Source organism: Sphingobium yanoikuyae (assembly GCF_034424525.1).
GTDB classification, from domain to species: Bacteria; Pseudomonadota; Alphaproteobacteria; order Sphingomonadales; family Sphingomonadaceae; genus Sphingobium; species Sphingobium yanoikuyae.
On record NZ_CP139979.1, the window covers coordinates 1753410 to 1776038 of the forward strand.

Consider the following 22629-nt stretch of genomic DNA (forward strand, 5'->3'; position numbering starts at 1 on the left):
CATGCTCAGGGGTCAGTTTGACATGCTGCTGACCGCTGGCGCAGCCAAGGCGGTTTACCCTGTCAAAACGATAGGGGGCGGGGTCAGCGGGCTCCGCGGAATTTTCCATAAATTGGGGGGTGGCGTAACAGTCGCCCCCCAAATGCGCAGTAAACTTGGGTCCCCCAAGTTTACGGTATTGCGCCCAACTTTTTCTGCCTGTCAGAATGGCAGTTTTGACAGGGTACCAAATCGCGATTTGGCCATACTCAGGGGCTGGTTTGACATGCTGTTGAACGCTGGCCCGGCCAAGGCCGTTTACCCTGTCAAAACCATGGGGGGCGGGGTCGACACTTCCGTACGAAGAATGGTCGGCAAGGAGGCTTGCGTTATGGCAATTCAGGTGGGGGTTGAATCGCTCACGTCAGAGCATTGAACGACGAGCGCCCTTTCACCCTTGCCTTAGCTTGCGCGCGAACGCCGTGCCTGAGCCTATCAGCAGGTCGGATACGGATCGGCAGGCTCGGCTGAATGTGCGCGGTGAGCGGAGTGAGATACCGCAACGCTTCCAGCTTGATGCCCAAGGCGGCCTCTTCGTCATACGTGCGGGAGGTCTCTGTCTCCCCTTCATGCCCGAAGATGTCGCATCTGACGCTGTCTTGTACGTGGCCTTTCAACAGTGACGTGGCGGTGCTTCTGAACGAATGGACATCCTTGTCCTTCCACGCGCCTCGCTGCTTATGTCGCCATGCTGTTCCTTCCGGAAACGCCCAGGCTCGCCATTTGCTGAAGATGCTTTTGTAAAAGGTGCTGGCAAAGCTGGAGGAGTTTGGCGACGACATTTCCGGAAACAGCATCTTGCAACCGGCTGCTCGGATCTGCGTGACGTAGTCGATGAAGCCCAGGCGGATGAGCTCTGGATGAATCGGAAGCTTTCGGATCGACTGTACAGTTTTCAGCTTCCGGTCCTCCGTGTAATCAATCTGGAAAAACGGAATTTCAGCCTGCTCATGAACTTCGGTGAGCGCGAGTCCGGCAAGTTCAGAGCTACGGCCGCCGTACAACGGCAGCATGAGAGGGAGCCAATACCATGCGTCATGGATGATCTCTGTTCCGGTCTCCAGCCGACGGTCAATCCCAGCGGCGCCTGTCCAGACCGGCGCAGACAGGAGATGCGCAATCTCCTGCTTGCTCCAGCTGGCCCGCTTGTCGCGATCCCTCTTGCGTTGCAGCCGAGCCTTTCGCGCTATGCCCTTACGCGCCGACTTGAACGAGAGAGGTTGGGCAGGGCGATGCCCATCCGCCTCATTGTCACCAGCGGCGAACTCAAGAACTGCGGTGATCCACGTCAGGTGCTTGTTAATCGTAGCCTGGCTCAAGCCGACGTCGTCATCGTTCATGCGGGTCGCTCGATCAAGGCTTGCCGCGATCCCGCCAGCCTTCTCTTCGGCGGTGCGGCCCCATCTGCCTGGCAGCGCCCGGCATAGCTTCACGAACGCCTGCACATGTGACTGTTTGAGGTCCTGGATGTGAACGTCGCGGCCACAAGCATGGTCGAATAGCCGCAAGGCCGTTCGGACCTGACCCACGGTTACCGTATCCCATGCTTTCTCGCTCTCGTGCAGGGCGATGCATTCTTCGGTTGCCTCGAGGAGCAGCTTCTTTGCTCTGGTCGTCCCCCGATTATCGGATGTCGGAGCCGGCGGCTCCTTTTCCGCCACCACGGACGCGAGATGCCCCTCAAGTCCACTGTTCGGCATCTGCTCGAATGCGAAAGGCGTCGTGTCCGCCAACGCATCCTGAATCCAGTCAGCAGTAAAGTTCTCCTCGGCGGACAGCCGTCCCGTTGCCTCCCGGCATGCTGCTGCCCGAGCTGCGCAGACCGTTCGTTTCATGCGGTCGAGATTGTCCTGTGTCGAGCTTATGCCGAACCGTTCGACATAGCTCTGCAACTGTGAACCCGAGACCACGCTGCCCGACTGATAATCGAACACAGCGTTGCCGACCGCCTTCGCGTCAATGAATTTCCAGCCACCGGCAACGAGCCGCTCAAGATCATCGAGCGACCACTTGGCGTCTGGCCCGTTTCGAGCGAGGAAGCTCCACGCCTCAGCGTGGATGGAGTTTGTGGTGGCGTGCTCGCCTGCGGGCGCACGGCTTCCGGCCTGATCTTCAAGTATCCGCTGCAATTGCCAGCGCATCGCGTCGCTGAAAACGCGTTTGAGCTTGTCGGGCCCCATACCCGACGACTGACCGTATGCCATGCGTAATGTCTCGACTGCCGTTCCCAAGCGGAGAGCAATAGAGCGGGCGGAATTAAAATTTCCGGTACGCAATGGTAACGACAGCGTTAGGCATGTGCCTGCAACCGTGATCTTTTTTCGCCAGTAATAGGTGCCGCCACGCAGCGCCACGTTCGGAAATCCCACTACGCCGCCTCAAGGGGTACAGCGAGGGGTACAACCGTGCGTACAATCATCCCACCCCGCGAGGGTTGAGACGTAAAATCAATAACTTAGAGAAAGTTGGTCGGGGAGACAGGATTCGAACCTGCGACATCCTGCTCCCAAAGCAGGCGCGCTACCAGACTGCGCTACTCCCCGATGCACGCGCGCCTTAGCGGTCGATCGCCGCCGGCGTCAATGCCCGAAAATCATGTCGGGCCACATATATTGCGCGGACAAACAAAAAGGGCGGACCATATAGGCCCGCCCTTCGAAATCTCGCCGTGGCAGAGATTAGTGCGCGTTCGCAACGTTCTCAGCAACGTTAGCGGCGTTAGCAGCTTCGTTGGCGGCGTTGGCGGCGTTGTCAGCAGCGTTGGCGGCGTTTTCGACAACGTTCTCGACGACGGCGTTCGAAGCGTTCGCGGTTTCGTTGGCCGGCTTCTCACCGCAAGCGGCGAGGGCCATCAGGCTGGCCGAAGCGAAAACAACAGCGATCTTCTTCATTGTGTACGGCTCCCATAGCATTATGCCGCGTCTGGCACGTTAGAAATGTGACCCTACGCGAGCGACCCGCATTAACGTGTGCGCTGCACAAATCAATGCTTTTCTGACGTCGGTGAAGCGGCAGAATCACGCGACGGGGCGTTCTCTACTATAAAAGTTCAGTTAATGCCCAATGTTTCTGTCGCATTCGCAGCAATGTTGAGCGTGACCGCCCAGGCGGCGACATTCTGCCGCAGCTGCGCCGGATCGATCTTGTCCAGCGTGTCGTCGGGCGTGTGGTGAATGTCGAAATAGCGCGTGCCATCCTGCTGCAGGTCGATCACCGGAATGCCCGCTTCCACCAGCGGTTCGATGTCCGATCCGCCATGCGCCTTGTCACGGCTCGGCACGATGCCCAGCGGCGCCAGCCCCTGTGCGATCCGGGTCGAAAGCGCTTCATGGCCGGCGGGCAGGGTGAAGTCGACCTTCCACACCTTGTCGGCGCCAAAGTCCGATTCCAGCACCAGCGCGTGCGGCTCCTTACCATGGGCGGCATAATAAGCGCGGCCACCATTGCCGCCCACTTCCTCGGCGCCGGCGAACAATATGCGGATCGTGCGGCGCGGCGTGCCGGCCTTGGCGACCTGCAACGCAGCAGCGGCCACGATGCCGCAGCCCGAAGCGTCGTCGATCGCCCCGGTGCCCTGGTCCCAACTGTCGAGGTGACAGGCGGCGACAATGACGCCGGCCTTGGGATCGCTGCCGGGGATTTCGCCGATGACATTGCCCGACGGCTGGTCCTTGGCGGTCTTCGATACGGCGGTCAGGTGGACGCGGACCGGCTGGCCGCGCGAGACCACGCGCGCCATCTGTTCGGCATCGGGTATGCTGACGGCCACGGCCGGGATCGGCGTCACACCGTCGGCCCACATCTGCACGCCGGTATGGGCGATGCGGTGATGATCGGTGCCGATCGACTTCACCAGGATAGCGATCGCGCCCTTCCTGGCGGCGATGCTGGGGCCCTGGCGGCGGGCGGCACCATAATAGCCATAGCCCGACCCGTCCTGGGCGGCGACCATGTCATGGCTGACGAACACGATCTTGCCCTTCACCGCGCTGTCCGGCGCGGCCTGCAGGTCGGCGATGGTCGGGAAGTAGGCGATTTCGCCCTCGATCCCCTGGGCCGGGGTTGATCCGCTGTTGCCCAGCGCCGCGACGACCAACTTCTGCGGGAAGGGGGCGATGATCGCCGCCTCGTCATGGACGCGTTCCCACAGCGGCATCTTATAAGGTTCGATGCGGACGTTGGCGAAGCCCAATGCCTTGAGCTTGGTTGCGGCCCATTCGCGCCCGCGCGCTTCGAGCGGCGTGGCGGCCGGGCGCGGACCGACTTCGGTCGTCAGCCCTTCGGTAATGTCCCAGGCGACATCATCCTTCAGGGCGGCTTCGCGAATCGCCGCGTCACTGGCCGGGGCGGCCTGGACCAGAGCGGGGGTGAAGATGCTGCCAAGGAGCAGGGCGGCGAGCGGGCCCGATCGGATTTTCTGCATGGCTGAAGGCTTACTCAGACATACCCCATTTGCCAATGGCTTCCGCCTTCGCTAATTCGGCGCAAATTTTCCTGTCCATACCCTTTGGAGCTGCGCGAACCCATGTCCGCCTCATCGCAATATGCCTATGTCATGAAGAACATGACAAAGACCTTCCCCGGCGCGCCCAAGCCGGTGTTGAACAACATCAATCTGCAATTCTATCGCGGGTCCAAGATCGGTATCGTCGGCCCGAACGGCGCCGGTAAATCGACCCTGATCAAGATCATGGCCGGCATCGACACCGACATCAGTGGCGAAGCCTGGCCGGGCGAGAATGTCACCGTCGGCTATCTGCCGCAGGAGCCCCAGCTCGATCCGACCAAGAATGTGCTGGAAAATGTCAAGGACGGCGCCCGCGAGATGGCGGACAAGCTGGATCGCTTCAACGAGATCAGCATGATCATGGCCGATCCGCCGGAAGACGTTGATTTCGACGCGCTGATGGAGGAAATGGGCACGCTGCAGGAACAGATCGACGCGGCCGATGGCTGGACGCTCGACAACCAGCTCGAAATCGCGATGGAAGCGCTGCGCTGCCCGCCGTCGGACTGGTCGGTGGAAAGCCTGTCGGGCGGTGAAAAGCGTCGCATCGCGCTCACCCGCCTGCTGATCCAGAAGCCGGACATCCTGCTGCTCGACGAACCGACCAACCATCTTGACGCCGAAAGCGTCACCTGGCTGGAAAATCACCTCAAGGAATATGCCGGGTCGGTGCTGATGATCACCCACGACCGCTACTTCCTCGACAATGTCGTCGGCTGGATCCTGGAGCTCGATCGCGGAAAATATTTCCCTTACGAAGGCAACTACTCCACCTATCTGGAGAAGAAGGCCAAGCGTCTGGAGCAGGAAGACCGCGAGGCGACCGGCCGCCAGAAGGCGATCAATGACGAGCTGGAGTGGATCCGTCAGGGTCCCAAGGGCCGCCAGACCAAGTCCAAGGCGCGTATCGCCAAGTTCGAGCAGTTGGTCGCATCCCAGGAAAATCGCGCGCCCGGCAAGGCGCAGATCGTCATTCAGGTGCCTGAGCGTCTGGGTGGCAAGGTGATCGAGGCCAAGGGCATTTCCAAGGCCTATGGCGACAAGCTGCTGTTCGAGGATCTGTCCTTCATGCTGCCGCCCGGCGGCATCGTCGGCGTCATCGGTCCGAACGGCGCGGGCAAGTCGACCCTGTTCCGTCTGATCACCGGTCAGGAAACCCCCGATTCGGGCGAGATCGACATCGGCTCAACCGTGCGTCTGGGCTATGTCGACCAGAGCCGCGACCATCTCGACGCGTCGAAGAATGTCTGGGAAGAAGTCTCGGACGGTCTCGATTACGTCAAGGTCAACGGCCATGACATGTCGACCCGTGCCTATGTCGGCGCCTTCAACTTCAAGGGCCAGGACCAGCAGAAGAATGTCGGTAAGCTGTCGGGTGGTGAGCGCAACCGCGTCCACATCGCCAAGATGCTGAAGCGCGGCGGCAATGTGCTGCTGCTCGACGAACCGACCAACGATCTTGACGTCGAAACGCTGGCCGCACTGGAAGAGGCGATCGAGAATTTCGCCGGTTGCGCCGTGGTCATCAGCCATGACCGCTTCTTCCTCGATCGTCTCGCCACCCACATCCTCGCCTTCGAAGGCGACAGCCATGTCGAATGGTTCGAAGGCAATTTCGAAGCCTATGAGGAAGACAAGCGCCGTCGCCTCGGCGATGCTGCCGATCGTCCGACGCGCCTTGCCTATAAGAAGCTGACGCGCTGATTTGATCGGGAGGCTGGAAACGGCCTCTCGCAAAATAGCGTCATAACAATGACTTGAAACGCCCGGTGTCCTTCAGGGATGCCGGGCGTTTTATCGTTCCATCGCCTTGGCGGTAATGAAGTTGCAATATCTGCAACGTCGGTTCCGCCCTTCGCAATTGCGAAAGAACGCGCTGCGCTGCACATAGGACGGGCCTTTCAGGCATCCTCTCCTAAAACTTATCAAGGCCGGCCTTTCGGGGCTGGCCCTTTTTTTGTCCTTCGAACGCGGTTTTTTAGGCGGGCACAGCTCACGCGGGGATGGGGCAGGACGCGGCCGGCCGGGCCAGTGCGGCATTCTTCAGGAAATCATGGTCCGTCAGCGCGTCGAGAAAGGCGAGCAGGGCAGGCATGTCGACATCGACCAGCATCGGCGCGGCGTGGCGGCGGATCGCCGATTCGATCGTCGGCGACTGGCCATCGTGCAGCCAGGGGCCGGTGACGGCGACATTGCGCAACGACGGCGTACGGAACTGCTCGGGCGGCGGCTCGAAGCCCGGCGGCAGGGGCTTGCCGCCATAGGCCGCCGCATCGACCTCCTGCGGCGCAGCGGTGCCGACATAATGGGTCTTGCTGTCGGTGAAGTCCGGCTCGGAATGACAGCTGCCGCAGCCCGCTGCGGCAAATTGCCTGGCCCCACGCTGCGCCAGTGGCGACAATGCGCCGCGATCATGGGCGCTGCCGAAGGAGATCATCGTGCGCTGGAACGCCGCAAGAGCCGCGGTCACCCTTGCGAAATCCAGGTCACTGGGTGCATCGGGGAAGGCGGCCGCAAACATCCGGCGATAGCAGGGATTGGCGCCGATCCGCCGGGCCAGCCCGACATCATCCTGCGCCAGCCCCATCTCCACCGGCTTGGTCCCGGTCATCGGCACCATCGCCTGCTGTTCCAGCGTCGACAGGCCGGCCTCGGTCCAGGTCAGGCCGCTGCGCCACGCGACATTGGCAAGGCCGGGCACGTTGCGCACGCCCATGTCGCCCATCACGCCGCGATGGGTGGTCAGGCCATCGGCAAAGCCCTTCTCCTGCTGGTGGCAGTCGGCGCAGGCCATGCTGCCATCGGCCGACAGGGCGCGATCATAAAAGAGCCGCCGCCCGAGTGCGACCTTCGCCGCGCTCATGCCATTGTCGGATGGTACGGCGGGCACCGCGATGCCGGCGGGCAGGGCGGGCCAGCGCCAGGCTGGACGCGCGGCCCCTAGCCCCGTTGCCAGCAATGCCGCCGCCCCGATGATAGCCGCTCCACCCAATCGCATCCGCCGTCCCCTTCGCCGCGCATGACGAACAAAGGCTGACCGATCCGCAGGCTGGGGTAAAGGGGGGCGAGCGTACTCGATCAAGATAGAGCATGGCGACCACCCGCAATGTCATTGCTTCGAACGACGTAGGATATTCTCCCCCGACTGAAAGGGGAACAAAGGAGCGGGATGGCGAATGCTTCTCTATCGGATCATGTCAGCGGAGGCTGGGATGTGGATCACGTTCGAAGTGCAACATGTGATTGGCGTTGAAAGAATGCCTCGGCGGGCGTTTTGAAGCCGAGGCATTTCCTTGATGTATGGCTATATTGGTGAGCGGCAGCGAGAATGCTTGCCTGATCGAAGGTATCGAGGTTGGTTTTGCGCGGGAGGAAGCGGCGCTAAGGCAAGCGCCGGTCGGCACGGCGCCAATTGCATTGCCGCTCGTACGACGGCCTGGCCTATCCGTTCAATGCCGTGCTGCGATCGGGTGGGATTGCCATCGGGGGCTGCGGGCGATGGTCCCGCAGTCCCCAACGCTTTCAGGTCGCGTCGAACCGGGGGGCGCCGGCCGGCAGCGAGAAGCGCTTGAGCGTGCGCGCCTCTGCCTTGGGGGCATAGATGGTCGACATGGCGATATAGTCGCCGGTCGCCTTTTCCCGCGTCAGCGTCAGCAGGATATAGCCCTTGGCGCGCTGGTCGCAGAAGGCGACCTCCGGGCTTGCCTGTTGCAGCAGGTCGCCGATCGGCATTTTCGGCAGCATGTCGCCGATCGACGGGCTGCTGATCGATGACGTGCCGAACTCGACGCCGATGGCATTGCCCTGTGCGTCGGCCAGTTGATTGGCCCAGAAGGCATGGCTGTCACCGGCCAGGACCAGCGGACGGGCGCCGGCCCGGCGGATGCTCTGGTAGAGCCGCTCACGCGCGGCGGGATAACCGTCCCAGGCATCGAGGTTGAAGGGCAGGCCGGCGCGATAGCCGGCTTGCGCCAGTTCCACCTGCGCCCGCACCGACGGCTCCAGCGTCGCGACCATCGCCGCGGCCTTCTCCGCGCCAAACAGCTTGGCGAGGTCCGGGCCGTTGACCCGCGCCATCACCACCTGATTGCCCAATATCTGCCAGGGCGTGCCGGCCTTGACCGATACGGCCAGTTCCTTTTCCAGCCAGGCGCGCTGCGGTTCGCCCAGCATCTCGCGGTCCGGCCGGTTGCGTTCGGCCAGCACCGCCGCAACTTCCGATCGGCCCGGCGTCTCGCCCTTGAAGCCCGCCTGTTCGCTGCGGGCGAGCAGGCGCGTCTCGACCATCAGCAGGGTGGCCAGGTCGCCAAAGTCGAACCGGCGGTTGATCGCTTCCCAGGGATCATTGCCCTGCGGATCGCGGATCGGCATCCATTCGAAATAGGCCTGCATCGCGGCCGCCTTGCGCTTGGCCCAGTCGCCCTCGGTCGCGGGCTGATGATTTTCCGCGCCGCCGATCCAGCTGTCATTGGCGGTTTCATGATCGTCCCAGACGCAGATGAAGGCGGCACGGGCATGCGCCGCCTGCAGGCTCCTGTCGCCCTTGTAATGGGCGTGGCGGGTGCGATAATCGGCCAGCGTCACGATCTCATGCGCGGGTTCCAGTCCGCGCCCGATCTTCTGGCCGATCTCCGCGCCATAGCCGTCGGCGCCATATTCATAGATATAGTCTCCCAGATGCACGACCGCATCGACCCGGTCGAGCGCGGCGATCGAGTCATAGGCTGTGAAAAAGCCGCCGGGGTAGAGCTGGCAGGAGACAACCGCCAGCACCGCATCGGCCGCGGCGCCCCTGGCCAGGGTGCGGAAGCGGCCGACGGGTGATTGCGTGCCGTCCGCCAGTTCGAACCAGTAATGATAATCATGGCCGGCCTTCAGCGTGCGCGGTTCGACCTTGACCGTGAAGTCGCGGGCGGCGCGTGCCTGCGCCGTGCCGCTTTCGACCGGCTTGCCGCCGGCGCTTTCGGCGACATGCCAGCGCAGCGCGATCGCCGCCTGCTGCGCCGGGTCGGCCGGGGTGGCGCGGGTCCACAGGATCGCGCCGCGCTGGGTCGGATCGCCGCTGGCCACACCATGGACGAAGCTGGCGGCGACGGCGGGCGTCGCCGCCATGCCGATGCCGGGGAGAGCGGCGCCCGAGCCGATGAGGCCCAGCGCCGCGCGACGGTCAAGCTTCATGCTGTCCTCGCTCATTGCGCACCGCCAAAGCGGAAGCTGGCCGACACGCCATAGAAGCGCGGCGCACCGCCGATGAAGGTCGGCATGCCCAGGCTGTCGCCGGTATTGCCCGCATCCATGATATATTTCTTGTCGAAGGCGTTCTCGATGAAGCCCTCGATCCGCCAGGCGCCACCGGGCGCCTCATAACCCAGGCGCGCATTGACCAGCGCATAGCTGCCCTGCCATTCGTCCTGGATAGTGTCGGCGACCAGCGCGGCGGGCGGCTGCTGCAGGTCCGGGCGGTCATTGTCATCGTCGAAATAGGCCTTGGACTGCCAGGTGACGCTGGGCGTGAAGATGATGCGGCCGGGACCGGCGGGCAGGGACGCCTGCGCACCGAAGGACGCGCTATGGTCGGGCGACAAGCGGAAGCGGTTGCCATCGCGCACGCCCGTCTTGAAGCGGCTGTGGTTATAGGCATAGGTTGCGAACAGGGTCAGCACATCGCTCGGCACCCAGCGCAACTGGCCCTCGAAGCCATAGCTTTCCGCCTTGCCGGCATTGGTCAGGACGAACTGCGTGCCCTGCTGCACCGTGGTCTGGAAATTATCATATTGGTAGAAGAAGGCCGCGCCGTCGAGGAACAGGGTGCGGTTCATCAGCGCTGTCTTGGCGCCCAGTTCGAAACTGTCGACCGTTTCGGAGTCCAGCACGGAAAAGCGGGTGGCGCCCATCGGCGCGGACGGCGCGCTGGCCGCCAGCACTTCGGGGCGACGGCCACGGGCATAGGTGGCATAGAGGCTGGTGTCGGTGCCCGGCTTGTAGCGGGCGGTCAGGCGCCAGGAAAAGCCGCCATTGCTGAGCGTGTCGCTGTCGACCCCACCATTGCCGGCGGTCGGCTGGGCGCCGAGGCCGAACATCGGCACCGGATAGGCGGCCGAGGTCGGGATGTTCGCCGCGCCGGGCACGGCCAGCGCCTGCAGCAGGGCCGTGCGGACCGCCGCCGGCTGGCCCAGCGCGCCGATCAGCCCGCCCAGGATCGACCGGCCATTGTCGACCGACGACATATAGGTGCTGCGCTTGTCGTCATGGGTGTAGCGCAGACCGCCGCCAAGCTCGAACTGGTCGGACAGGCGCAGGGTCACGTCGCCGAACAGGTCGAAGGCGCGGGTGCGCGCACCATTGGTGGTGCTTTCGAGATGATTGGACTTGAGGTTGGCGGCGATCGCTTGGGCCTGCGCGCTCGACAGCGCGACGCCATAGGCGCTGGCGACCCCCTGCAGCAGCGCGCCGGTGAAGGCCGGGCTGGCGAGCAGGGCGGCCGGCACCGGATCGGTGGCGGCGCGGCCGGGGATGGCACCGCCGCCATTCAGCGCGCCGGCCAGCCGGGCGAGGGTAGCGCGCTCGTCAAACTGGGTGGGGACGCGCTGCGTGCCATTTTCCCAGAAATAGCTGCCGCCCAGGAAGGCGGAGATCGGGCCGCTTTCATAGGTCAGGCGGAATTCCTGACTGAACTGGCGGCCGCGCGCATCTTCCGCCGCGGTCAGCATCGGCAGGGAAATGCCGTCCGCGTCGAAGATTTCCAGCGCGTCGAAGCGGCGGAAGGCAGTGGTGGACGTGAGGTTGAACTGGTCGTTGAGCTTCAGCCTGGCGATGCCGGTGACGCCCCAGACCTGACGGTCGAGGCCAAGTCCCTTGCCGCCCTCGAAACCATCGGCGGCTGCGAGCGCGGCGCCGCTGTTGCGGCCGCGATCGCCGATCACGGCACCGGTGGCCGGATCGGTTGGGTTATAGGCGATCGATTTGAAGCCGGTGCCGCTTGGCGTGTCCTTCTGGTAATTGCCGATCAGGTCGAAGCGCAAATCGCCCTTCTCGCCATGGAAGCTGCCGCGCACCGCCTTGGTGTCGGCCGAGTTGAAATCGGCGCCGCCCAGCAGATTTTCGGTATAGCCGTCGCGCTTGCGGATGCGGCCGGCCAGGCGGATCGCCATGCCTTCGCCGATCGGCGCATTGACCATGCCCTCGGTCAGCCAGCTGTTGTAATTGCCATAGGACACCCGGCCGGCGGCTTCATAATCGTCCAGCTTGGCTTTGTTCTGGATGATGTTGACCGCGCCGATCAGCGCGCCGCGACCATAGAGGGTCGATTGCGGCCCCTTGGCGATCTCGACCCGCTCGATATCGAACAGCTCGACATAGGAGCCGCGCGACTTGGAGATGGAAACGCCGTCCTGATAGACAGACACGCGCGGTTCGTTGCTGGCGGTGCCGCTGTCCGACGTGATGCCGCGCATCACGAAGCCGGGATTGTTGGGCGACTGGTTCTGGACGTCGAAACCGGGCACGAAGCGCGACAGCGCGTCGAACTCATAAAGGCCCATACGGTCCATCTGTTCGTTGCCGACGACGCTCAGCGCCATCGGCACGTCGATCACATCCTGTTCGCGCAGCTGCGCGGTGACGATGATCGAATCGGCTGGGGCGGCATCGGGCGTTTCGGCATGGGCGGTTGCCGTGGCGAAAACGGGCAGGCTGATAGCGGCCAGAGCAAGAGAACGGAAGTGCATGATATTTCTCCCCTGTCGGCGCTCGGGTAGGAGGGGAGTATGAAGCGCGCATGACAGTGATGCGCAGCTTATATGACGGCCGCCGCAGTGCGGCAGGGGAGCGACCTGCCCAGATGGAAGGTGCTGGCGGTCCCCCAAGAAGGAACGCCAAGGCCTGCGACCCGCATGCCGGTCGAAATCACCGCCATTTGCCGATTGGCGTTGCAAATCCTCTTGTCCCGCCACACCAGACATCTACACTGATGGCGGGTGCAGGGGAGTGTCATGGGAATATTGGATTTTCTCTCGAAGCAGTTCGTGGACGTCATCGACTGGGTGGAGGAACCGGGCCAGCTTGGCTGGCGGGTTCCGCTGGCCGATCGGGAAATCCAGAATGGCGCGCAACTGACGGTGCGTGAGGGGCAGATCGCCGCCTTCTTCAACGAAGGGCGCATCGCCGACATGTTCGGCCCCGGCCTCTACACGCTCGACACATCGACCCTGCCGCTGCTTACGGCGATCATGAATTGGGACAAAGGGTTCAAGTCGCCCTTCAAGTCCGATGTCCATTTCTTTTCCGAAAAGGAGCAGATCGGCCTCAAATGGGGAACCGCGCAGCCAGTGACGCTGCGCGACCCCGAACTAGGGCCGCTACGCGTCCGCGCCTTTGGCAGCTACAGCTTCCGTATCAAGGAGATCGCGCCCTTCGCCGCGCGTATCATGGGGACGCTGGGCGAGGTGAAGGTGGCGGACGTCGAGCCACAGCTTCGCGCCGCGATCCAGACCGCGCTGGCGACCGGCGTGGCAGGCGGCGGCACCGCCTTCCTTGACCTGGCCGCCAGCCAGAGCGCGCTGTCCGATGCGCTCAAGGCCGCGGTCGCTCCGGCCTTTGCGCAATGGGGCCTGTCGGTCGAAAGCTTCTTCGTCGAAAGCCTGTCGCTGCCCGAAGAGGTGCAGAAGCATCTCGACAAGGCCAGTTCGATTCGCGTGCTGGGCGATCTCGACCGCTATGCCAAGTTCCAGGCGGCCGAGGCGATCGAGACCGCTGCGGCGCAGTCGGGCGGCGTTGCCGGCGTCGGCGCAGGCGCGGCGGCCGGCCTTGCCATAGGCCAGGCCATGGCCGGCGCGATGGGCAGCGCGGCAAGCGCGCCCGCAGCGCCCGCCGAAGACCCCTTCGCCCTGATCGAAAGGCTGCACAAGCTGCTGGAAATGGGGGCGCTTACCCAGGCCGAGTTCGACAGCAAGAAGGCGGAACTGCTGGGCCGCATTCGCTAAGCCGTCGATGCAATCCCTTGCCTGTCCCACATGCGGCGCGGAGGTCGTCTTCCGCTCGCCGGCGCTGCCCGTCCGGGTGTGCGACTATTGTCGCACGCTGGTCGTGCGCTACAGCCAGAGTGCGGGCGCGATGGGGGAGGCGGCGGTCCTGCCCTTCGACATCAGCCCGATCCAGATCGGCACCGAAGGCCAGTGGTTCGACCAGTCCTTTTCCATCATCGGCCGGGTCCGCTGGGCCTGGGACGATGGCGCCTGGAACGAATGGCTGATGCTGCTGGCCGACGGCAGCCATGGCTGGCTGGGCGAGGCGATGGGTCAGTTCATGGCGCTGCGCGAGGTGGAACTGGCCGGATCGCTGGCGCAGATGATCCGCCGCCTGATGAACGACACGCCGGTCATGCCGGGCGAGAGCGGCAATATTGCCGGGCACAGCTATGAGGTCGCCGATATCCGTACCGTGCGCTGCATCGGCTGCGAGGGCGAACTGCCCTTCACCGCGCCGGCCGGCTGGGAAGCGTTGAGCGCCGATTTCCGCAACCGCGACGGGCGCTGCGCATCCTTCCAGAAGGATCGGCAAGGCCCGTCCCTCTATGTCGGCCATCATGTGACGCTGGCCTCGCTGCAACCGCGCAAGCTGCGCGCGCTGCCGGGCTGGAGCCTGCCTGCCGATGTCGCCTGACGACAGCAGCGTCCGCACCCTGTCCTGCCCGGCCTGCGGCGGGACGATCGCCATGCGCGCGGCCGGCTATACGGTGACGCTCGCCTGCGAATATTGCGGCACGCTGATCGATGCGGCCAATCCCGATGCGCGGATCATCACCCGCTATCATGAGGTGCAGGCATCGCTCGCCATTCCGCTCGGCACGCGCGGCACGCTGCGCGGCGTGGAGTGGGAAGCGATCGGTTGGCTGCAACGGACCGATGGCTGGGCGGCCTGGGACGAATATCTGCTGTTCAACCCCTATGCCGGCTATCGCTGGCTGATCGCGCAGACCGGTCATTGGAGCCTTGGCACCATGCTGACCGCCACGCCGCAGCGCGACGGTGGCGACCTTATCGTCGGCCGCCGCCGCTTCAGCCCCTTCTACAGCGGCAGCACCGCGCGGGTGACGCGGGTGGCGGGCGAATTCTACTGGCGGGTCAAGGTAGGGGAGTCGGTGCGCGCCACCGATTATGTCCGCCCCGGCTTCATGCTGAGCCTGGAACAGGACGACCGGGAGAAGAACTGGACGATCAGCGAATTGCTGACCGGACAGGAAATCGGTGCCGCCTTCGACGTCGCGCCGCCGCCGGCCTGGCTGCCGGGGATGACGCCGCTCGCGCATCAGCCATCGCCCTATGCCCGACGGATCAAGGGCTGGTGGCCGATCGCCGCCCTGTCCTTCGTGGCGCTGCTGGTGCTGGCGTCCCTGTTCGGCTGGACCGCGCAGCCCCAGGGTTTCAGCCTGTCGGCGATCCCCGATGGCCCGGCCGTGTCGCAGACATTCGGCCCGATCCAGTTGCCGCTCGGGCGGCAGGCGATGACGGTGGAGGTGGAAACGCCCGGCGTCGATCAGGGCTGGGTCGATGTCGATGTCGCCTTCGTCGATCGCAAGACCCAGGACAGCTATGATGCCTATGCCCTCAACGAACATTATTCGGGCCGGGATTCCGACGGCTATTGGTCGGAAGGCGCGCGGGCCCAGACGCTGAAGGTCGCCAGCCTGCCGGCCGGTACCTATGATCTGGTCGTCGATGTCCAGGCGCATCATTGGGGCGGCACCGGCAATTTTGCCTTCGATCCATCGAGTGGAACCTACAAGGCCGAAGGACTGCCGCCGGTCGAGATCGTCCTCACCGTGGCGCGCGGCGCGCGCTTCGCCTCCAATTTCTGGCTGGCGGTGCTGATGATCCTGGTTCCGCCATTGTTGATGCTGGTGCTGCACATCCTGTTCGAAAATGCGCGGCTGGCGCAGAAGGATGGCTCGCCGGCCGATGCCGACGACTGGCTGCAGGGGATGCAATTGCCATGAGCCGCAGCAGCTTTCTTTACGCCCTCTGGTGCCTTGGCGTGCTTGGCCTCTATCTCGCCGCCGCATCGCAGGGCTATTCCCCCTTCGCCGATGGCGGCCGCACGGCCGGCGCCTATCGCGCTTATGGTCCCACGCATAAATAGGAGACGTCGATGCTCATCTCGCTGCCGACATTGCTCAATTCGCTCGTCTATGCCGGGGTCGGCATCCTCGTCTTCGTCGTCGGCTTCGTCATTCTCGACCTGCTGACGCCGGGCAAGCTGTGGGAGGAGATACGCGACAAGCAGAATCTCGCCGTCGCCCAGTTTGCGGGCGCCATCGCCATTGCGCTCGGGATCATCGTTGCCGCCGCCATTCATGGCTGACACGCCTTCTGCCCCGACGGAGCGCAGGCGCACCGCGCTGGTCGGGCTGTTGCTGGCCAGCGTGTTCGCGGTCGCGACCTGCGGCCTCATCTACGAACTGCTCGCCGGGACGATCGCCAGCTATCTGCTGGGCGACAGCGTCACGCAATTTTCGACCGTCATCGGCACCTATCTCTTCGCCATGGGCGTGGGCAGCTGGTGCTCGCGCTATGTGAAGCGTGACGAACTGAGGCTGTTCATCCGGGTGGAAATACTGGTCGCTTTGCTGGGTGGCTGGTCGGCTGCGGGCCTGTTCCTGCTCTTCCCGCTGGTCGAACAGTTCCGGCCGATCCTCTACGGCCTCGTCTTCGTCATCGGCTTCCTCGTCGGCCTCGAAATCCCGCTGCTGATGCGTATCCTGCGCGACCGTTTCGACTTCAGCGAGACGGTGTCGAACGTCCTGACCTTCGACTATGTCGGGGCGCTGGCGGCATCGCTGCTCTTCCCGCTGCTACTGGTTCCGCATCTGGGGCTGATCCGCACCGGCCTGATGTTCGGCCTGCTCAATGTCGGCGTCGCGCTGCTCCTGCTGCTGCTGGTCCCCGCGCGGGCCAGCCTGATGCGCGAGCGCATCCTGGCGTTGCTGGTGATGGCCAGTCTGATCGCCGGTTTCCTGCTCGCCGATCGCATCCAGCGCTGGTCTGAAATCGCGGCCTATGGCGAACGCGTCATCTATGCGTCCTCCAGTCCCTATCAGCGGCTGGTGCTGACCCGGCATGACGACGACATCCGCCTCTATCTCAACGGTAATCTGCAATTCTCCTCGCGCGACGAATATCGCTATCATGAGGCGCTGGTGCATCCGGCGATGGGGCGGGTGGCACGGCCCGAACATGTGCTGATCCTGGGCGGCGGCGATGGCCTCGCCGCGCGCGAGGTGTTCCGCCATCCCCAGGTGCGCAGCGTCACGCTGGTCGATCTCGACCCGGCCATGACCCGCCTGTTCAGCCAGACCGGCCTGCTGCGCTCACTCAACGGCGGCGCACTCACCGACAAGCGCATGCATGTTGTCAATGCCGACGCCTTCCGCTGGGTGCGCGAGACCAAGGCGCGATTCGACATCATCATCGTCGACTTTCCCGATCCGGTCGATTTCTCGGTCGGCAAGCTTTACACCGAGACTTTCTACCGCATGCTGCGCCCGCATCTCGCGCCGGGCGGCATGGCGGTGATCCAGAGCACCTCGCCGCTGGTCGCGCCCGCCGCGTTCTGGACCGTGGCGCAGACGCTGGAAGCAGCCGGTTTCCACACACGCCCCTATCATGTCTATGTGCCCAGTTTCGGCGAATGGGGCTTCATCCTGGCCGGACTGGCCGACCCGGGCGCGGCGACGCGGCTGCTGCCTGGCAATCGCTTCCTGTCGGACGCCACCGCGCGCCAGGCACAGTTCTTCCCGCCCGATATGGCGCGCCGTCCGGTGCCGGTGAACCGGCTCGACAATCAGGCGCTGGTGCGCAGCTTCGCCGAGGAATGGGCGCGCTATGAAGGCTGATCCTATAGTCCAGAACAGGCGCGCCGTGCTCAAGGGCGGCATGGCGGCGGCCACTGCTTTGGCTCTGCCCGGCTGTGAAACCTCGACTTCGGGCAGCAGCGGCGGCGCCGATATGACGCTTGGCCACCGGCTGCGCGACGGGGCCTTTCCCGAACCGGAGCGGGAGGCGCATGTGCCCATCCTGATCGCGGGCGGCGGCGTTGCCGGCCTGACCGCCGGCTGGCGGCTGCGCGAGGCGGGCTATGATGATTTCCGCTTGATCGAACTGGAGCAGCAGCCCGGCGGCAATGCGCGCGGCGGCCGCAACGCCGTGTCGGCCTATCCGCTGGGCGCCCATTATCTTCCCATTCCGAATGAAGAGGCGCGAGGTCTACGCCATATGCTGCGGCAGCTTGGCATGATCGTCGGCGATCGGGACGGCAGACCGGTCTATGATCCGCTGCAGCTTTGTGCCGACTTGCAGGAACGCCTGCTGTGGCAGGGCAAATGGCAGGAGGGGCTGGTGCCGAAAACCGGCCTGTCGGCGAAGGACAGAGCCGATCTTGCCGCCTTCGACCGGGCCATGGCCGATTTCTCCCGCCGCCGGGATGCGCAGGGGCGGCCCGCCTTTGCCATTCCCATCGCCTATAGCGCGCAGGATGCCGACCTGATCGCGCTCGACCGGATCAGCTTCGCGCAGTGGCTCGATCGGCAGGGCTGGACCTCGCCGGTGTTGCGCGCCCATGTCCGCTACGCCTGCCGCGATGACTATGGCACCGAACCGGCGGAGGTGTCCGCCTGGGCCGGCATCCATTATTTCGCCGGCCGGCGCGGCTTCACCGCCGATGGCACGGGCGACAATGAACTGACCTGGCCCGAAGGCAATGGCCGCCTCACCCGACTGATCGCCGATCGGCTGGGCGACCGCGTCCTGACCGGCCAGATCGCCTTTCGCGCCCGCCCTGACGATGCCGGCGGCGCAACGGTGGATGTCTTCGATGCCGCGCGCGGGACCAGCATCCGCTACCGCGCCGATGCCGTCATCCTCGCCATGCCGCACTTCATCGCCAGCCGCCTGCTGGGCGAGAAGGCCGACGCCGCCCACAGCTATGCGCCCTGGCTGATCGCCAATGTCACCGTCGATCGCGCGCCGGCGGGGAAGGGGAGCGTGCTTGCCTGGGACAATGTCTCGGCCAGCAGCGCCTCGCTCGGCTATGTCGTTGCCACGCATCAGAACGCCTCGCGCGAAGGGCCGACGGTGCTGACCTGGTATATGGCGCTGTCCGACATGCCGCCCGCCAACGCCCGCCGCCTGCTGGTCGAGCGGTCCGATGCCGACTGGCGGCGGCTGGTGCGTGATGACCTGCTGGCCATGAACCCCGACCTCGACGGCGGGATCGGCTCGATCGACCTGTGGAAATGGGGCCATGCCATGATCCGGCCGACGCCCGGCTTCCTCTGGCAGGTCGCGCCGTCGCAGCGCGCCGCGATCCGAGCGCCCTTCTTCCGCGCCCATTCGGACCTCAGCGGTCTGTCGCTGTTCGAGGAAGCCCATTATCAGGGCATGGCCGCGGCCGAGGCGGCGTTGTCCGCGATCGGCCATGCTCATGAGACTTTGCTGTGAAACCGCCCATGACCTATGATGGCCGGCATCTGCTGGCGGACCTTTATGGCTGTCCCGTGCTCGACGATGTGGCGCTGGTCGAAACCGCCCTGCGCGCGGCTGCGGATAGCGCGGGTGCGACGGTCATCGGCCTGCATCTCCATCATTTCGGCGACGGTCAGGGCGTCACCGGCGTCGCGCTGCTGGCCGAATCCCATATGTCGATCCATAGCTGGCCCGAACATGGCTATGCCGCGGTCGACATCTTCCTGTGCGGCGCGCGCCATGATCCGGCGGCGGCACTGGACGCGCTCTGCCGTCATCTGGCACCGACCCGGATCAGCCAGCAACTGGTCCGCCGCGGGGATATATAGGCGCCGCCCGGCTCAGGCCACCAATACAGGTCGCGTCAGCCGTTCCGCCAGGAAGTCCACGAACACGCGCAGCCGTGCCGGCACATTGGTGCCGCCCAGGAACACGGCATGGATCGTCTCGATATCGCCCGGATTATAGTCTTCCAGTAATGGCACCAGATCGCCCGACGCCAGTTCGGGCTGGACGCTGAACCGGCCGACCCGCGTGATGCCGACGCCATCGGCCGCCAACTGCCCCAGCGTTTCGCCATTATTCGCCTCGATCGTGCCGCGCACGCTCAGTGCATAGTCGCGCCCGTCCTTGCGGAAGGGCCAGACCGGTTCGGCCCGCCGGAAATTGAAGTTCAGGCAGTTATGATCGTGCAGATCCTCCGGTACGACCGGCGTGCCATGCCGGGCGAGATAGGCGGGGGAGGCGACGATGACGCGGCCATTCTCGCCCAGCTTGCGGGCGGTCAGCGGGCTGTCGGCCAGCGGCCCGAAGCGGATCGCGACATCGGCTTGCCCGCCGGCAATGTCGACCAGCCGGTCGCTCAGGCTGATGTCGACCAATATATGCGGATAGAGCTGGGCAAATTCGCCGAGCAGCGGCACGATGCACAGCCGGCCATGGGAATGGGCGGCGCTGACCCGCAGCCGCCCGCGCGGCGCGCCGCGATCGGCGATCGTCTGTTCCGCCTCGTCCAGATCGGCCAGGATGCGGCGCGCGCTGGCCAGATAGGCCTGCCCCTCCGCCGTCAGCGTCAGCGCGCGGGTGGAGCGCAGCAATAGCCGCACCCCCAGCCGATCCTCGATCCGGTCGACCGCGCGGCTGACGGCGGAGGGGGTGAGGCCCAGCAATCGCCCGGCGGCTGAAAAACTGCCCTCGGCCACCACGGTGGCAAAGGTTTCCAGCGCCCGCGCCCGATCGGCATGAAAGGGTATCTTTTCATCCACTGCAAAGATCCTTCGCCTTGCGCCCCTCTAAACTCGGGGAGTCCTGCCTTCCATTTATGCGTCCATCACGGAATGGAAAGGGATGACGATGGAATATCGGCAATTGGGGGCGTCGGGCCTGCGCGTGCCGGCGCTCAGTTTCGGCACCGGCACCTTCGGCGGCTCGGGGCCTTTGTTCGGCGCCTGGGGCCATAGCGACGCGCAGGAGGCGCGCCGGCTGCTCGACATCTGCCTCGCCGCCGGCATCACCCTGTTCGACACCGCCGACGTCTATTCGAACGGTGCGTCTGAAGAAGTGCTGGGCGCGGCGATCAAGGGACGGCGCGATCAGCTTCTGATCTCGACCAAGCTCGGCCTGCCGACCGGCGATGGTCCCAATGACTGGGGCGTGTCGCGCGACCGGCTGATCGGCGGCGTGGAAGCCGCGCTCCGGCGCCTTGGCACCGATCATATCGACCTGTTGCAACTCCACGCCCTCGACGCCTCGACCCCGGTCGAGGAATTGCTGGCGACGCTCGACCATCTGGTTCGCGCCGGCAAGCTGCGCCATGTCGGCGTGTCCAACTATCCCGGCTGGCAGCTGATGAAGGCGCTGGACGCGGCGGATCGCCATGGCTGGCCGCGCTTCGTCGCCCACCAGGTCTATTATTCGCTGATCGGCCGCGCCTATGAGGCCGACCTGATGCCGCTCGCCGCCGACCAGGGCGTGGGCGCGCTGGTGTGGAGCCCGCTGGGCTGGGGCCGCCTGACCGGCAAGATCCGGCGCAGCAGCCCGATCCCGGAAGGCAGCCGCCTGCACCAGACCGCCGCCTTCGCGCCGCCGGTGGAGGAGGAACATCTCTATCGCGTGGTCGACGCGCTGGACGAGATCGCGGCGGAAACCGGCAAGACGGTGCCGCAGGTCGCGCTCAACTGGCTGTTGCAGCGGCCGACCGTGTCGTCGGTCATCATCGGTGCCCGCAATGAGGAACAGTTGCGCCAGAATCTGGGTGCGGTCGGCTGGTCGCTGACCGCCGATCAGGTCGCCCGGCTCGACCGGGCCAGCTACCAGATGCCGGCCTATCCCCACGCCCCCTATCATCAACAGGCCGGCTTCGCCCGGCTGAACCCGCCGCTTGTCTGACGGGAGGAGCATCATGAAGATCAATCCACCGCTGCTCGCGCTGGCGACCGGTGCCTTTGGCATCGGCGTCACCGAATTTGCGCCGATGGGCCTGTTGCCCGTCATCGCCACCGACCTTGGCGTCTCCATCCCCGCCGCCGGCCTGCTCATCAGCGCCTATGCGATCGGCGTCATGCTGGGCGCGCCGCTGATGACGCTGACCACCGGGCGCTTGCCGCGCCGCACCCTGCTGATCGGCCTCGCCGCCATCTTCACCATCGGCAATCTGATCGCGGCGCTCTCCAGCAGCTATGCGATGCTGCTGTTCGCGCGCATCATCACCTCGCTCAACCATGGCGCCTTCTTCGGTGTCGGATCGATCGTCGCCGCCAGCCTGGTTCCGCCCCAGCGGCAGGCGGGCGCGGTCGCCGCCATGTTCATGGGGCTGACCATCGCCAATGTCGTCGGCGTGCCGCTGGCGACCTGGGCGGGTGAAGTCATGGGCTGGCGTGCGGCCTTCTGGGGCATTGCGGCGCTGGGCGTGCTCACCATCGCGGCATTGCGCCTGACCCTGCCCGACATGCCGGCCCCGACCGAGGGCGATGCGCGATCCGAACTGCGCGTGCTGATGCGCGGGCCGGTGCTCGCCGCGCTCGGCCTCACCGTGGTTGGCGCCAGCGCGATGTTCACCGTCTTCACCTATATCACGCCGATCCTGCGCGATCAGACCCATGGCTCGATCGGCTTCGTGACCGCGATGCTGGTCCTCTATGGCGTGGGCCTCACCATCGGCAACTGGCTGGGCGGGCGCTTTGCCGATCGGTCGGTCGACAGGACGCTGATCGTGACGCTCGCTGCGCTGACGGCGATCCTCATCGCCTTCGCCTTTGCCATGCCCTTTGCCGGGCCGACGGCGGTGCTGATCTTCCTGTGGGGGATTGCCAGCTTCGCGCTGGTGCCGCCGCTGCAGGTGCGGGTGATGAGCGCTGCGGCTGATGCGCCCAATCTGGCGTCCTCGATGAACATCGGCGCCTTCAACCTCGGCAATGCGATCGGCGCGGCGCTGGGGGGCGCGGTGATTGCCGCCGGCCTCAGCCTGCCGTTCGTCGCGATCGCCGGGGCGGGGGCTTCGAGCCTTGGGCTGATTGCGCTGCTGCTCAGCCGCCGCAGCGGCGCGCCGCGTGCCGCCACCGCCTGACG

The 22629-nt window shown here is 65.0% G+C and carries 18 protein-coding genes and 1 tRNA gene; 11 read left to right on the forward strand and 8 right to left on the reverse strand.

Annotation, left to right across the window (positions count from 1 at the left end):
• Positions 1-398: 398 nt before the first annotated feature.
• The 4 genes from U0025_RS07995 to U0025_RS08010 form a co-directional block, all read right to left on the reverse strand.
• A complete protein-coding gene (locus U0025_RS07995; RefSeq protein ID WP_139278699.1) occupies positions 399-2393 on the reverse strand; it encodes a site-specific integrase in 1995 nt (664 codons plus the stop codon).
• A 112-nt stretch (positions 2394-2505) separates the two neighbouring features.
• A tRNA-Pro gene (locus tag U0025_RS08000) sits at positions 2506-2582 on the reverse strand.
• A gap of 135 nt (positions 2583-2717) precedes the next feature.
• Positions 2718-2930 (reverse strand): hypothetical protein, encoded by a 213-nt coding sequence (locus U0025_RS08005; RefSeq protein ID WP_004212530.1) that lies wholly within the window; start codon positions 2928-2930, stop codon positions 2718-2720.
• 158 nt (positions 2931-3088) lie between these two features.
• Positions 3089-4462: a M20/M25/M40 family metallo-hydrolase gene (locus U0025_RS08010; RefSeq protein WP_004212531.1), complete on the reverse strand. Its 1374-nt coding sequence runs from the start codon at positions 4460-4462 to the stop codon at positions 3089-3091.
• A gap of 102 nt (positions 4463-4564) precedes the next feature.
• On the opposite strand from U0025_RS08010, the gene ettA reads away from it, so the two are divergent.
• Positions 4565-6250, forward strand: coding sequence for an energy-dependent translational throttle protein EttA (ettA, locus tag U0025_RS08015; protein ID WP_004212532.1), 1686 nt, complete (start codon positions 4565-4567; stop codon positions 6248-6250).
• A gap of 289 nt (positions 6251-6539) precedes the next feature.
• On the opposite strand, the gene U0025_RS08020 is transcribed toward ettA, so the two are convergent.
• The 3 genes from U0025_RS08020 to U0025_RS08030 form a co-directional block, all read right to left on the reverse strand.
• Positions 6540-7544: a cytochrome-c peroxidase gene (locus U0025_RS08020; protein WP_004212533.1), complete on the reverse strand. Its 1005-nt coding sequence runs from the start codon at positions 7542-7544 to the stop codon at positions 6540-6542.
• 524 nt (positions 7545-8068) lie between these two features.
• The gene (locus U0025_RS08025; protein WP_254792203.1) at positions 8069-9739 is read right to left on the reverse strand and encodes an alkaline phosphatase D family protein; all 1671 of its coding nucleotides are present in this window, start codon (positions 9737-9739) and stop codon (positions 8069-8071) included.
• A complete protein-coding gene (locus U0025_RS08030; protein ID WP_004212535.1) occupies positions 9736-12273 on the reverse strand; it encodes a TonB-dependent receptor in 2538 nt (845 codons plus the stop codon). The genes U0025_RS08025 and U0025_RS08030 overlap by 4 nt, the downstream gene beginning before the upstream one ends.
• A gap of 264 nt (positions 12274-12537) precedes the next feature.
• On the opposite strand from U0025_RS08030, the gene U0025_RS08035 reads away from it, so the two are divergent.
• The 8 genes from U0025_RS08035 to speD are packed head-to-tail and all read left to right on the forward strand — an operon-like array spanning position 12538 to position 19391.
• Positions 12538-13527: an SPFH domain-containing protein gene (locus U0025_RS08035; RefSeq protein ID WP_004212536.1), complete on the forward strand. Its 990-nt coding sequence runs from the start codon at positions 12538-12540 to the stop codon at positions 13525-13527.
• A gap of 7 nt (positions 13528-13534) precedes the next feature.
• Complete coding sequence (locus U0025_RS08040) at positions 13535-14206, forward strand: DUF4178 domain-containing protein (RefSeq protein ID WP_004212537.1); 672 nt, start codon at positions 13535-13537, stop codon at positions 14204-14206.
• On the forward strand, positions 14196-15539 hold the full coding sequence (locus tag U0025_RS08045) for a DUF4178 domain-containing protein (protein WP_004212538.1): 1344 nt from the start codon (positions 14196-14198) through the stop codon (positions 15537-15539). Before U0025_RS08040 ends, U0025_RS08045 begins: the two co-directional genes overlap by 11 nt.
• Complete coding sequence (locus tag U0025_RS08050) at positions 15536-15682, forward strand: hypothetical protein (RefSeq protein ID WP_004212539.1); 147 nt, start codon at positions 15536-15538, stop codon at positions 15680-15682. Before U0025_RS08045 ends, U0025_RS08050 begins: the two co-directional genes overlap by 4 nt.
• A gap of 9 nt (positions 15683-15691) precedes the next feature.
• A complete protein-coding gene (locus U0025_RS08055; RefSeq protein WP_004212540.1) occupies positions 15692-15904 on the forward strand; it encodes a DUF350 domain-containing protein in 213 nt (70 codons plus the stop codon).
• Positions 15897-17435, forward strand: coding sequence for a polyamine aminopropyltransferase (locus tag U0025_RS08060; RefSeq protein ID WP_004212541.1), 1539 nt, complete (start codon positions 15897-15899; stop codon positions 17433-17435). The genes U0025_RS08055 and U0025_RS08060 overlap by 8 nt, the downstream gene beginning before the upstream one ends.
• The gene (locus U0025_RS08065; RefSeq protein WP_004212542.1) at positions 17425-19038 is read left to right on the forward strand and encodes an NAD(P)-binding protein; all 1614 of its coding nucleotides are present in this window, start codon (positions 17425-17427) and stop codon (positions 19036-19038) included. Before U0025_RS08060 ends, U0025_RS08065 begins: the two co-directional genes overlap by 11 nt.
• Entirely contained in the window at positions 19035-19391 is a 357-nt protein-coding gene (gene speD, locus U0025_RS08070; protein ID WP_139278698.1) for an adenosylmethionine decarboxylase, read from the forward strand. Before U0025_RS08065 ends, speD begins: the two co-directional genes overlap by 4 nt.
• A 12-nt stretch (positions 19392-19403) precedes the next feature.
• On the opposite strand, the gene U0025_RS08075 is transcribed toward speD, so the two are convergent.
• Complete coding sequence (locus tag U0025_RS08075) at positions 19404-20327, reverse strand: LysR family transcriptional regulator (protein WP_004212544.1); 924 nt, start codon at positions 20325-20327, stop codon at positions 19404-19406.
• Between the two features lie 88 nt (positions 20328-20415).
• Between U0025_RS08075 and U0025_RS08080 the strand changes: the two genes are divergently transcribed.
• Both U0025_RS08080 and U0025_RS08085 read left to right on the forward strand, forming a co-directional pair.
• The gene (locus U0025_RS08080) at positions 20416-21450 is read left to right on the forward strand and encodes an aldo/keto reductase (protein ID WP_004212545.1); all 1035 of its coding nucleotides are present in this window, start codon (positions 20416-20418) and stop codon (positions 21448-21450) included.
• A 13-nt stretch (positions 21451-21463) separates the two neighbouring features.
• A complete protein-coding gene (locus tag U0025_RS08085) occupies positions 21464-22627 on the forward strand; it encodes an MFS transporter (RefSeq protein ID WP_004212549.1) in 1164 nt (387 codons plus the stop codon).
• Positions 22628-22629 lie beyond the last annotated feature (2 nt).